The 12988-nt window shown below is 63.0% G+C and carries 10 protein-coding genes; 4 read left to right on the top strand and 6 right to left on the bottom strand.

Translation table 11 applies throughout. The annotated features are described in order from the left end of the window. Positions 1-273: 273 nt before the first annotated feature. The 6 genes from JE024_RS38900 to JE024_RS38875 all read right to left on the bottom strand — a co-directional run bounded on the left by JE024_RS38900 (position 274) and on the right by JE024_RS38875 (position 6322). Positions 274-1185: a PfkB family carbohydrate kinase gene (locus tag JE024_RS38900; RefSeq protein ID WP_244883701.1), complete on the bottom strand. Its 912-nt coding sequence runs from the start codon at positions 1183-1185 to the stop codon at positions 274-276. After that, positions 1182-2171, bottom strand: a complete 990-nt coding sequence (locus JE024_RS38895) for a zinc-dependent alcohol dehydrogenase family protein (protein ID WP_205378700.1) — start codon at positions 2169-2171, stop codon at positions 1182-1184. The genes JE024_RS38900 and JE024_RS38895 overlap by 4 nt, the downstream gene beginning before the upstream one ends. Then, entirely contained in the window at positions 2168-3043 is an 876-nt protein-coding gene (locus tag JE024_RS38890; RefSeq protein WP_205378699.1) for a carbohydrate ABC transporter permease, read from the bottom strand. The genes JE024_RS38895 and JE024_RS38890 overlap by 4 nt, the downstream gene beginning before the upstream one ends. Then, on the bottom strand, positions 3040-4023 hold the full coding sequence (locus JE024_RS38885) for a carbohydrate ABC transporter permease (protein ID WP_372449926.1): 984 nt from the start codon (positions 4021-4023) through the stop codon (positions 3040-3042). The genes JE024_RS38890 and JE024_RS38885 overlap by 4 nt, the downstream gene beginning before the upstream one ends. An 8-nt stretch (positions 4024-4031) precedes the next feature. After that, complete coding sequence (locus JE024_RS38880; RefSeq protein WP_205378698.1) at positions 4032-5399, bottom strand: ABC transporter substrate-binding protein; 1368 nt, start codon at positions 5397-5399, stop codon at positions 4032-4034. Positions 5400-5560: 161 nt separating this feature from the next. Next, entirely contained in the window at positions 5561-6322 is a 762-nt protein-coding gene (locus JE024_RS38875; RefSeq protein WP_205378697.1) for a DeoR/GlpR family DNA-binding transcription regulator, read from the bottom strand. A 1379-nt stretch (positions 6323-7701) separates the two neighbouring features. Here JE024_RS38875 and JE024_RS38870 point away from each other — a divergent pair. The 4 genes from JE024_RS38870 to JE024_RS38855 all read left to right on the top strand — a co-directional run bounded on the left by JE024_RS38870 (position 7702) and on the right by JE024_RS38855 (position 12922). Next, positions 7702-8505: a type VII secretion system-associated protein gene (locus tag JE024_RS38870; RefSeq protein ID WP_244883697.1), complete on the top strand. Its 804-nt coding sequence runs from the start codon at positions 7702-7704 to the stop codon at positions 8503-8505. A gap of 55 nt (positions 8506-8560) precedes the next feature. Then, entirely contained in the window at positions 8561-9241 is a 681-nt protein-coding gene (locus JE024_RS38865) for a response regulator transcription factor (RefSeq protein WP_205378696.1), read from the top strand. A 574-nt stretch (positions 9242-9815) separates the two neighbouring features. Continuing rightward, positions 9816-11438, top strand: coding sequence for a monocarboxylic acid transporter (locus tag JE024_RS38860; protein ID WP_205378695.1), 1623 nt, complete (start codon positions 9816-9818; stop codon positions 11436-11438). A 218-nt stretch (positions 11439-11656) separates the two neighbouring features. Then, entirely contained in the window at positions 11657-12922 is a 1266-nt protein-coding gene (locus tag JE024_RS38855; protein ID WP_205374336.1) for an IS701 family transposase, read from the top strand. The last annotated feature ends 66 nt before the right edge of the window (positions 12923-12988 follow it).

Genomic DNA, 12988 nt, shown 5'->3' with positions numbered 1-12988 from the left:
GGCGCGGAAGGTCGTATGACGCGTCGTGCGGGCTGAAGCGCGCTCGCCTCGGTACCAGACCTGCGGCATTCAGCATCGCGATCCTCCCTCCCGCGACTGGCGTCGGCCCTCCGAGCGTCACCCAGGACCTGCAGACGAACTCTGCCTCCACAACCGCAGATCCACCGTGGGCTGCGCCCCACGGTGGATCCGGTACATCGCGGTCCCTCAACGGTAGCTGGGCCACCCCACATCCAAGGAGTGACCCAGCCTTGAGGAACACTGCGTCCAGTTTCAGAGCCTGTGAGACATGGAGGGCTCAGTCCCTGACTGGGCGCAGACAGACCCTGCGACACGGGATGCATAGGCGAGCATGGCGCTCGTCTGACCTGCGGGCAGGTCGAGCCGCCATGCGTGGGCTGAGAGCCACGTGAGCACACCAGCCATGAAGGCGTCCCCGGCGCCGATTGAGTTGACGAGCTTTACGCGTGCTGCCGGAACGGACACCGGCTCACGAGCCAGCGCGTAGGCAGTACTTCCTCGGGCTCCTCGAGTCATGACCACCAATCTGCCGCCGCTGGCGAGCCTGCGGCAGCTGGCTTCAGGGTCTCGGTCAGGCCACAACCGAGCGATGTCTTCATCACTGGCCTTCACGACGTCGGCTTCCTCGCACAGTGTGCGCAGTCGTTTGAGACTGCGTTGTGCATCCACGCCACGGTCTTCCCGCACATTGGGGTCGACCACGAGCAAGCTGCGGCTGGCGGCAGCGCGTGCCGTCGAGGCAACGACGGACGCAGCAGGCTCGAGTATCGCTGCGAGCCCCCCGACGTACACAGCATCGAAGCGGTGCACTTCTGGGGACAGGTCCGAGAGGTCGAATGTCGCGGTACGTTCGGTGTGGAAGTGGTAGGCGTTGCCGTCGTGCCCCGGGTCTGTCACTGCAAGGGCAGTGGGCAGAAGCGAGCGTCGGCACAGTGAGTGGTCGACTCCCGAGCCGGTGAGCCACTGTTCAAGCTGCTGAGCGAAGCCGTCTGCGCCGATTCCGCCGGCAAAGTGGGAGCGCCCTCCGAGCCGGGCCAGGCCGACTGCGACGTTCGCGGGTGCGCCGCCCGGCTGGGCGCGGTAGAGCTGCTTTTCACCGGAAGCTGGCACGAGGTCCACAAGGGCCTCGCCCATGACCAGAGTGGAGCCGGCGTCGAGTGTCACGGTTCGACCACGATCTTACGTCCTACGCCGGCCTGGAAGCGTTCGATGGCCTGCGGGTACTGCTCCAGGGGGAGCCGGTCGCTGATGAAGACGGCAGGATCGAGGACGCCAGAAGCGAAGAGGGCGGCGGCGCGTTCGAAGCTGTGCAGCACGGCCATCGAGCCCGTGATGGTGATTTCCTGGTTGTAAATCCGGTAGGGCTCGATGACGGCCGTGGTGGCGTAATCAGCCACGCCGAATTGCAGGTATGTGCCCCCCTTGGCGACGCGACCCAGACCATCCTGGATCGCTCCTCCGTTGCCCGTGGCATCGATGACGACATCCCAGCCTCCGGGACGGTCCAGTTCGTCCGCGCTGGATGCTGCTCGGGAGCAGCCAAGGACGCTGGCCGTTGCGAGTCTCTGTGGATTGACATCAAGGATGTCAACTCCGACAGCACCGGTGCGCTTCGCGAGTTCCAGCATCATCAGCCCCATGGTGCCCGATCCGTAGATCAGTACCTCGGCACCGAGGGTGCTGTTCAGCACGTCGTACCCGCGAACGGCGCAGGACAGTGGCTCGATCAGGGCCGCATCCCTGACGTTAACGTGCTCAGGTAGGCGCACACAGTTGGCCACGGGAGCGACTGCATACTCGGCTGCGCCTCCTTGCACCGAGACTCCGATCGCGGCCCACCGGTCGCACAGGTTGCCGCGGCCCGATCGGCAGAACCGGCATTCGTGGCAGGGCAGAGAGGGGTCAACGGCGACTTGATCCCCGACGGCGACTTCGGTGACGTCGGCACCGATGCCTACGACCACTCCGGCAAACTCGTGCCCCGGCACAATGGGCAGCGTGGGTGCGAACTCGCCCTGCAGAATGTGCAGATCGGTACCGCAGAGCCCGCAAGAGGCGACCTCTACGACGACGTCACGAGGGCCAGGAGTGGGATCGGGCACTGTGGTGACCGAGACCTTGCCGGGGGCTTCGATGATCGCTGCCCTCATTTGACTGCTCCAAGTGAGAGGCCCTGGACGAGCTTGTCCTGGGCGGCGTAGCCGGCGGCGAGTACCGGCAGAGAAACGATGACCGAGGCAGCGCACAGCTGGGCAAGGAAGAGTCCTTGGCTGGTCACAAATCCGGTCAGGTACACGGGTGCGGTCTGAGCCACGACGCCGGTGAGAACCCGCGCGAAGAGCAACTCGTTCCAGCTGAAGATGAAGCAGATCAGCGCAGTGGCGGCGATCCCGGGGCCTACGACGGGCGCAACGACACGGGCGAGAACGGTCGGCAGACGAGCGCCGTCAACCTGAGCAGCCTCAATGATGGAGACAGGGACGTCTGCGAGGAAGGACTGCATCATCCACACGGCGATAGGGAGGTTCATCGATGTGTAGAGGATGACCAGCAGCCAGACATTGTCGAGCATGCCGGCGTTCTTGGCGAACAGGTAGATGGGCAGCAGACCTGCGACCACGGGGAGCATTTTGGTGGAGAGGAAGAAGAACATGACGTCAGTCCACTTGGGGACCCGTCGGATGGACAGGGCGTAGGCAGCCGGAAGTGCGAGGACCAGCACGAGCACCGTTGACAGGGTGGACGCCAGAAGAGAGTTGATCAGTGGCGGCCAGGGCTCTGCGCCTCCTCCCCCGTTGAAGAACTGCCGGTAGCCGTCGAGGGTGAGGGAGGCGGCCAGGGAAGGTGGGTTGGTGGCTGCGTCGGCTTCCGAGTGGAAGGAGGTGAGCAGCATCCACAGTGCTGGCATGCAGAAGGCGATGCCGGCGATCCAAGTGACTACGCCCAGGACCGCAGAGCGACGTCGTGCCTTCCGGGCCGCGGGGGGCATCTGGTGGCGGACGGGTGGGGTGGCGGTGCTCATGAGCGGCTTGCCTCCTCACGGAAGAGGGAGGAGACCACCCTGAGCGCGAAGGTCGCGACGACGATAGTGCCGATGACGACGACGACTCCTGCGGCGGACGCCAATCCGTATTCGTGGGCCTGGTAGAAGGTCTGGTAGATGGTGTAGGGCAGGTTCGCTGTACCGAGGCCACCGGACGTGATGGTGAAGACGGCGTCGAAGTTCTGCACGATGTACACCGATCCGAGCAGGATGCCGAGCTCGAGATAGCGGCGCAGGTGCGGCAGTGTCAGGTAGCGGAACGTCTGCCAGCCGGAGGCGCCGTCCAGCCGGACGGCCTCCAGGGTCTCCGCGGACTGACTCTGGAGTCCGGCCAACAGGATCAGCATCATGAAGGGCGTCCACTGCCACACCAGCGCTGCCTCGACGGCGAGCAGGGGCATATCGGAGATCCAGTCAGGCTGAGCTGCTGTGTCGATGCCAACGAGGCTGGCTGCCCAGTTCAGCCCGCCATTGAGCAGCCCGTACTCCGGGTTGTACAAGGCGTGCTTCCACAGCAGTGCCGCGGAGACGGGAACGAGCAAGAAGGGTGTGATGAGCAGGGTGCGCACCATGCCTCGGCCGAAGAAGGTGCGGTTCAGAAGCAGCGCGAGGATCAGGCCCAAGACGACGCTCGCGATGACCACGCTGGCGGTGAGGACCACTGTGGTGAGGACGGACTCACGGATGGCGGGGTCGGTGAAGACAGAGCCGTAGTTCGACAGCCCGGTGAAGGCACGGTCGTCTGGAGCGAGAGAGTTCCAGTCGAAGAGCGAGATCACGAGAGTCACGACGAAGGGCAGCTGCGTCACGGCGATGAGAAAGATCAGTGCCGGAAGCAGGGGGGCCCGAGTCGCCCACGCTCGCATGCGCACGCTGCCATGCCGTCCGCTACGGGCGGGGCGTCGAGGTCCGGGAGCGGTGTGAGAGGGCTTGGCTGTCCTGGGCGCCTGCGTGTTCAGCGGCGTACTCACCGGTACTCCTCGGCGATCTTCTCAGCGAGGGCCTGGGACTTCTTGAGTGCTTCGTCAACGGTCTGACGACCGGCGATGGCAGCACTGATCTCCTGAGACACCTTCGTGCCGAGGTCGGTGAACTCCGGGATGCCAACGAACTGGATACCCGGGGCAGGACGCGGCTGGGTACCGGGGTTCACCGGGTCCGCAGCGGCGATAGCCTTCTCGGTGACCTCAGCGAATGCTGCGGATTCGGCGAGGTAGTCGGTGTTGCGGTAGGTGGACGCGCGCTTGCCGGCGGGTACGTTCGCCCAGCCGACCTGCTCCCCGACGAGCTCCTCGTACTTCTTGCTCGATGCCCAAGATATGAACTTCCAAGCATCGTCCGACTTCGTGGATGCCTTCTGCATGCCCCAGGCCCACGTGTACAGCCAGCCGGAGCTGGCGGTCTTCTCGACCGGAGCTGGCACGTATCCGATCTTGCCCTTCACCGGCGATCCGGACGCTTCAAGGGATCCCGCGCCAGCTGTGGCGTCATACCACATGGCCGTCTTGCCCTGGGTCATGTTGTTCAAGCACTCGGCGTACCCGGATTGGGCGGCGCCGGACTGGCCGTGCTGACGCACGAGGTCGACATAGAACTGGGTGGCCTTCTTGAACTCGGGGGCGTCGAGTCGGGGCTCCCAGTCCTTCGTGAACCAGGTTCCGCCCATGGTGTTGACGACAGTCGTGAGTGGGGCGATCACCTCACCCCAGCCGGGCAGTCCGCGCAGGCAGATGCCCTTCATGCCCTTCTGCGCGCCGTCTGCCTTGGCTGCGAGATCGGCGACCTGCGTCCAGGTGGGCTTGTCAGGCATCTTGAGACCCTTGGCCTCAAAGATGTCCTTGCGGTACATGAGGAACGACGACTCTCCGTAGAACGGCTCGGCGTACAGCTTGCCGTCCGCGGCGGTCAGTGACTCTCGCAGAGGAGGAAGGATGTCGCCCTGGTCGAAACTGGAGTCCTTGCTGGCGTAGTCGTCCAGGGCGTGGAGCCATCCGTTCTTCGCGTAGAACGGCACCTCGTAGTTGCTGATGGTCGCCACGTCGTACTGACCGGCCTGGTTGGAGAAGTCCTGGCTGATCTTGTCCCGGACATCGTTCTCGGGAAGCACGGTGAAGTTGACCTTGATGCCGGTCTCCTTCGTGAAGTGCGCACTGGTCAGCTTCTGCAGTTCGACCATCTGCGGGTTGTTCACCATCAGGACGTTCAGAGCCCCGCCGCCCGACGAGGTACTTCCCGATCCCCCGGCTCCAGAACACCCCGCAGTAAGGGCAGCGAGGGCTACAGCGGCAGCCCCTGCACGGAGGTGGAGTCCTCTGTTGCGTCGCTTGGTGGTCATGATGGCTCCTGGTACTTCGTAGCGGCTCGTTGTGTTCGCCGGCAGGCGTCGTAGGGGCGCGACCGGCTGAGCCCCGGCATTAGCGGGACTCAGATCCAGGTGTTCAGTTGCCGGAGGCTCGGGATGACGCCCCTCGGAGTGCGATGGTCGGTGTGCCCTGCTCAAGCCCGGATGACTTGCGGCCCCAGCAGGGAGTAGCGCTGCGCCTCAGCAGAGGACAGCCCGACGTCGGTGACGATCGATTCGAAGTCACCAACCTCAGCGAAGCGGCAGAAGCTCACCGCCCCGAACTTGCTGTGCACACCGACGAGGACTCGACGGCGTGCGCTACGCATGGCCTGGGACTTGACCGCACTCACTGCCGGATCCGGTGTAGTGAGGCCAAATTCGCGGGAGATCCCGTTCGCGCCGACGTAGGCCAGGTCGATGACGAACTCGGCGAGCATGAGGGCGGCCCAGTGGTCCACCGTGGCCATCGTTCCGCCGCGGACTCGTCCGCCGAGGAGCAGGACGACGACGCCCTTCGCGTGTGCGAGAGCACCGGCTACAGCCAAGGAAGCTGTGACCACCGTCAGTGATCGGTTCATCGGCAGTGCCTCGGCGACGAGCTGCGGGGTGTAGCCCTCGTCGATGAAGATCGTTTCCGCATCGCCAATAAGGTCTGCAGCTGCGCGGGCGATTCGCGCTTTCTCAGGTACATGGCGGGTGGTGCGTACAGCAAGCGTTGTCTCGAAGCCAGCGCTCTCGACGGGATACGCGCCTCCGTGCGTCCGACGTAGGAGGCCGTGCAACTCAAGTACGTTCAAGTCGCGACGGATTGTTTCTTTAGCTACGTCAAAACGCGTAGCGAGGCCATTGACATGGACCGACCCATTACGCCGCGCTGCGTCGAGAATCTCACGTCGGCGGTCGTCGGTGTCCACGGCTACGTCCCTGCTTACTCGAACAGACGGCTCGGGCTCGACGTCCGTTCGGGCCCATGTGCTGTTGTACAAGTAAGCAGGCGCCCCCGACCAGCGCATATGCGGCACGATGCCTGCCCGTTAGTACCTCATTCGCCGACAAGCCACTCCTGGTGAGGCGCAGCGAGGGTCCGTTTGACCGAAAGTCTGCGTCTGCCTAGCTCGCATCGGAGTCCGCTCGGCGCCCGTTTGATGCCCGCTTGGTGCCCGAACGGCGGACGCCCTGCAAGTCAGAGGCAGCGGGTGCACAACATCTGCGCGATCTCGGGCAAGGGACGTCACCTGAACAGCTCGACCGCCGGCGCATCGAACGCGGCGGCCATGGGGATGGCATGCCAAGGCTGCGCACGAGTAAGTGGTGGCCATGCGGGACGAGCTGCGGAACGGCGTGTGCCCTTCGGAGTACCGCTTGAGTAGTCAGGGCTCGGCCGTAAGGCGAGCAATGAGGACCCGGCTCAGCGTCAGTCGAACTGCCGCCCCGGTCGATGCAGCACATCCCGCATGGCCTGGATGCCCCTGTACAACGAGAGGGTCAGCCCTGTCCGTGGATGGCTGGTCCGAACCAGCACGATGTGGTCCAGCCAAGCCGAAGGCCAGTCCGTCCGTCGTAGCAGCGCAAACAGAGCAGTTGGCGTGCTGCGGTCGCGTCAACCCTTCCACCAGCTCCTCAGTGGCTGGGTCCAGCAACCCTTCCCGTCCACTACGCGAGACGTCCGGAAGAGCGGTGGGGCGCACGCCAAGGTACCCAGGCCACTCCCCCAGTCTCGTTGCATGGCCCGTGACGACAATGTCGCATAAGACTGCACGATCACAGCAGCCGCACAAATGACTTGCGCCGAAGCACAGGAGAATCGGCGCAGCCGTCCGATTCGCAGGAGTGCCGAACCGACGAGCCGCATCCGCCTGTGATCTTCCGACTGCAGGAATCCATGGCGAGACCTGACGCTGACTAGCACTGCCAGGCAGTCGGACAAAGCCCATTCTCAGACGTTCAGAAAAGGCTTATTGGTCCACTCGGCAGCGTGGCGAATTGGCGCTAGATCCCTAACCGTACCCCTATCACCTGGAGGAACGGGCAGTTGGCGGGTGGGGGTGGGGTGTGTGGCGGGGGTGTCTGAGTACATTGCGAGTCCTGCTTGGCCGTTTCCGGTTGGGCGGCGGCTTGTTTTCCGGATGTGCTGCTTGTTGGGAAGGGACGTATGAACGACAGCCTTGCTTCGTCTCCCGAGGGCTCTGGCTCTTTCGAGTCGGGTCAGAGCGTGGGGTCCGCGGGTGTCGGGCCGGTTGGTGAGGGTGTGCCGGGTGGCGTCCGCCCTGAGCCGGCGCCGGTGGAGGTGCCGGTGGACCAGAGCGGCGGTGGGCCGGATGCCGGCGGCCCGGGTGAGGATGCGGTGTCGTCGGATGCGTACCGGCTGAAGTTCTCGGCGCCGCCGCCCGAGCCGCCGGCGGACACGGTGGAGGCTGCCCGGCTGGCTCCCGAGAGCTGGATCGGGATGGTGGACCCGGCATGGAAGGGCAGCGGTGCGCCGCCCGAGTGGGCCGTGGTCGGCTGGTGGCGTTCCGGGAGCAGCGGCAAGGTCGAGGAGTGGCAGGAGAATCGGGCTTACAAGGCGTCGCCGCAGGCGTTGGGTTTTCCTGAGCCGACGGATCCGGTTGATGCGGCGGTGCAGTTGGCGAGTACCGGGTACGGGCCGGCCGAGGACGTGCATCGCCGACTGGCCGCGGCGGAAGTGGCTGTGCTGATCGAGTTCGACGGGGCTCCGGTGCTGGGCACCGCGCCGAATAACAGCCCGGTCCTGCCTGTCTACACCTCTCCCAAGCATGTCGAGGCCGCCGGCCGTCTGCAGTTCGACGTCCGCCCCGTCACCGACCTCGTCCAGCAGCTGCCCCTCGGCCACCAGCTCTACATCAATCCCACCGGCCCCGTCAGCATGCTCGTCGAGACAGAAGCCCTCCTCACCGAACTCGACGACACCGAGCCGGAGAGCACCGAAAGCGCCGACGACACCGAACGCCCCGAGAAGCAGGCAACACCCCCCAGCCCCACACCGGACACCACCCCAGACCACCAACCCCCCACCCACGCACAAAACCACCCCACACCCCCCACCAGAACCGAGTCGTCTCCGCACCTTTCCGGATGAAAGGCCAGATCCCCACGTAACGTCACAGCAGATAACGGAGCAGGAGAACTGGTAAATGAAAACGGGTGCCGTTGAGTCATCGTCACTTTCCACCGCAGGCCAGACCGAAACCCAGCGACAAATTGCAGTTAAAATCCATGCATCCGACGTGATCGCTCACGCCGGTCTCGTGCATTCCCTGCAGCAGTCCCCCCGATTGCGCGAATTCGACCAGCACAGAGACACCGAGCCTGACGTCTTTACACTCTCCGTCAAAAGCGTGGATGCTTCAACGCTCAAATTAATCGACACTCTTTCCCCTTCAGGCTCAGGTCGATTTGTTCTTGTCATAGACAAGGACTGCCATGTTGACGTATACGCAGCGATTGAGAGAGGCGTACGCGCAATGCTGTGGCGATCAAACTTCTCCACCACTGCCATTTGCAACACCATTAGTGCGGTTGCAGACGGAGAAGGATGTCTTCCTGCCGGCCTCCAAGGAGCCTTGATGAGGCAGGTGCAGCTAGTACACAGGGAGGTTCTGGCACCGCGAGGACTCACCTCTTCGGCGTTCTCGCAACGCGAGATAGAGGTGCTGCGCCTGCTATCTGAAGGCCTAGACCTTGAGCAGGTTTCACAGAGGATGCAGTATTCGGAGAGGACTATCAAGAATGTTCTCTATGCAGCGATGAAAAGGCATCATTTCACGAATCGCACTCAGGCCGTCTCCCATGCTATTCGATCGGGTCTGATCTGATTGACAGTGTAACCGCCACCGCGTTCTGGCTATCTTAACGCGTCGTGAAAATGTTCTTTTCCGTACAGCAACAGACGGCCCAGTCATCCCACCTGCCGTGACTGTCAGCCTCGCATGGAGTGATGGCTGCGCTCTCGGCCTAGAAACTAGAGCCTGCCCAAAAAGCCGCTCGACTCGATGGATCGCAGTTTACATCCCTCATTGAGCGCGGCCGCCCTAGTGTGACATTTGCGGTGACGCAATCACGACTGGATGAATTCAGCGGTCCGCGTTACAGAAGACCAGCGCTCCCGGCCCTCAGTCGTCAGGAACCTGCAAAGCCCGGGATCTTCTAGCAGGTCGCGAGGATACCCGTGTTGCGTGCTGTCGCGTTCACTGCGTCGCAGCCTATTTTCACAGAAACTTACATCACCTAGCTCAAGCGTCTGTCGCCACACAGAGTGAGCCCGTAATTCCTCAACCGTGGGCAAAACCCTATCCCTCACCACCGCGACATCTCCCAATCGCACCGCTCTTGCAAAGCAACCCCTCCAGCATTTCAGGCTGCAATCCACGGTCACGAAGGGCACGTGTCATGAGACATACAAGTCAACTTGCCGTAGAGAGCGCCTCCAGTCACGGCGCCCTTGTAGCAATGCTCTTCTCCGGCATCGTCGCAGTAACTCTCTGCATCACCCTGTGGGCGGGCCTTCAGGACGACGGAGCCGAAGCCTTCTATGCCGGCGGACGCAAGTTCGGCAGCATGCAGAACGGACTCGCCCTGTCCGGCGACTACATGTCTGCAGCATCATTTCTCGGCATCGCAGGATCCATCGTGCTTTACGGGTACGACGGATTTCTCTACTCGATCGGATTTTTGGTCGCCTGGTTGGTAGCACTGCTACTGGTTGCCGAGCCCCTTCGCAATACTGGCCGCTACACGATGGGCGACGTCTTGGCATATCGCCTGCGCCAAACACCCGTGAGGGTGGCAGCGTGTGTATCAACCACCGTCGTCTCGACGTTCTACTTGGTCGCCCAGATGGCTGGTGCAGGCGTGCTTGTCTCACTCCTTCTCGGCATTACTAGCGAAGCCGGAAAAGCAGCAAGCGTTGGCATGGTCGGCTTGCTGATGGTCATCTACGTTTCTATCGGTGGCATGATAGGGACCACCTGGGTACAGATAGCCAAGACCGTACTACTCATTTCCGCAACACTCGTCATCACCTTTCTCGTCATGCTCAAGTTCAACTTCAACATTTCCGGTCTCCTCGGGGCAGCTGCCGAGAGGAGCGGCAAGGGAGATGCTTTTCTAGAGCCAGGCATCAAGTTCGGCGGTTCTGCGCTTTCCAAGCTGGACTTCATCTCGCTGGGCATGGCACTTGTGATGGGCACCGCTGGATTGCCACACATACTGATCCGCTTCTACGCTGTCCCCACAGCGAAAATAGCACGCGGCTCTGTCATGTGGGCAATTGGCATCATCGGATCCTTCTACCTCATGACGATAGTCCTGGGATTCGGTGCCGCAGCGCTCGTTGATTCAAGCGATATCAAAGCCTCCAACAATGCCGGCAACACCGCAGTACCCCTCCTAGCACAGGAAATCGGCGGAGGACCACATTCAATGGGAGGCGCTATTCTGTTTGCTGTCGTCTCTGCGGTCGCTTTCGCTACTATCCTTGCCGTAGTCGCCGGTCTAACACTAGCCTCATCCACCTCAGTCGCGCACGATCTCTACATAAATGTCATAAAGAAAGGGAACGCAACGCCGGACGAGGGTGTATTCGTCGCTCGTGGAGTGACCGTCCTGATCGGCGCAGTAGCCGTTATTCTTGGAATCTTTGCGCGTAACCTAAACCTAGCCAGCCTTGTCTCACTGGCCTTTGCGGTCGCCGCTTCAGCCAATCTCCCGACCATTCTCTACAGTCTGTACTGGAAGCGTTTCACAACGCGAGGCGCCTTGTGGTCAATTTATGGCGGCCTGAGCTCAAGTGTATGTCTGGTACTTTTCTCCCCGGCGCTCTCCGGAAGACCAACTTCAATGTTCCCTCATTCGAATTTCGACTGGTTCCCCATGGAAAATCCGAGCCTGATATCTATACCGATTGGGTTTCTATTCGGATGGCTTGGCTCGGTGTTCTCCGGCGAGGAGCCGGACGCGTCGAAGTATGCAGAGGTTGAGGTTCGTTCATTGACAGGGAGAAAGGCATTCTGACAAGAAGAAGCGACCCTTGTAATCCAATACTCCAGCAGCGTTTCCCCGCTCATGCGAGTCAAGGTGAGTGTAGGGAGTGCTGTGCTCCAGGACCGCGTGTTGGACCGTCTTTCGCAGACCGCCCACAACGGGTGCCCACAGCGGATGTACTAGTAGTGCTTGGTCATGTGCGATTTGCCATGGCGTGTCTTCTTGATCGGCCGTGTCGTTGACTGGATGTGCTGAGCGAGGAGTTGGCCGCGGTTCGGTGTGATCTGGAGGATTTCGCGGCGGAGATGTTCGAGCCGTTCGCGCGGGCGGATCAGCGCCGGTGGGGCGGCGTCTATCTGCGGGGGCTGCTGCTGGACGGCGGCCGCAAGTCGGTGGAGCCGATGGCCGCCCGCCTTGGCGAGGAAGGTAACCGGCAGGCCCTGGCCCACTTCGTGACCTCCAGCCCGTGGGATGCGGCGCATGTGCGGGCCCGGCTGGCCTGGCGCATACAGCCGGTCATCAAGCCCATCGCGCTGGTCATCGATGACACCGGATTCCTCAAGGACGGGGACGCGTCGGCGTGCGTGACCCGGCAGTACACCGGCACTGCGGGCAAGGTCACCAACTGCCAGGCCGGTGTCTCGCTCCACCTGGCTTCCAACAGCGCCTCCGCGGCGGTGAACTGGCGTCTGTTCCTGCCAGGGAGCTGGGATCCCGCCTCACCGACAGCCGATCCGGCCAAGGTCGCCCGCCGTAACAAGTGCGCCATCCCTGCCCAGGTGGGCCATGTCGAGAAGTGGCAGCTGGCCCTCGACATGATCGATGAGACTCGATCCTGGGGCATCGAAGTGCCCCAGGTCATCGCCGACGGCGGCTACGGGGACACCGCCGCCTTCCGGCTCGGCCTTGAGACACGCGGACTCGACTACGTGGTGGGCATCTCGACCACAACCACCGCACACCCCGAGGACGCACAGCCTACGACCCCGGCCTACCTCGGCAGGGGCCGGCGGCCGGTCCCTGCATACCCCGAGTCGGCACAGCGAGTGAAAGACCTGGTCATCGCGGCCGGCAAATCCTCTGCACGGCCGGTGCAGTGGAGGGAAGGATCACGGCCGGGCAGTGGCCGCAGCGGATTCAAGCGCATGTACTCGCGCTTCGTGGCCCTGCGGATCCGGCCCGCCGGACGTGAGATCCGCAAGGCCGCGACCACCGCCGAGCTTCCGGTCCGCTGGCTGCTGGCCGAATGGCCCGCCGACCAGGACGAGCCCGTGCAGTTCTGGCTCTCCAACTTGCCCGAGACCACCCCGCTGCCCGTCCTCGTGCGCACGGCGAAACTCCGCTGGCGCATCGAGAACGACTACCGCGAGATGAAACAAGCCCTCGGCCTGGCCCACTTCGAAGGCCGGACCTGGCCAGGCTGGCACCACCACGTCACCCTTGTCTCAGTAGCCCACGCCTTCTGCACCCTCCAGCGACTGAGCCGATCCCCAAAAGAGACGGCGCCGGCCTGAGCCTCTACCGAGTCGTCCGCGAGCTGCAGATACTCCTCGCGACCTGGACCGGCGCCTGCCCCACCT

It is taken from the genome of Streptomyces zhihengii (assembly GCF_016919245.1).
Classification (GTDB): Bacteria; Actinomycetota; Actinomycetes; order Streptomycetales; family Streptomycetaceae; genus Streptomyces; species Streptomyces zhihengii.
Note: the sequence above shows the minus strand (reverse complement) of the source record. Positions and strands in the feature narration are given on the sequence as shown.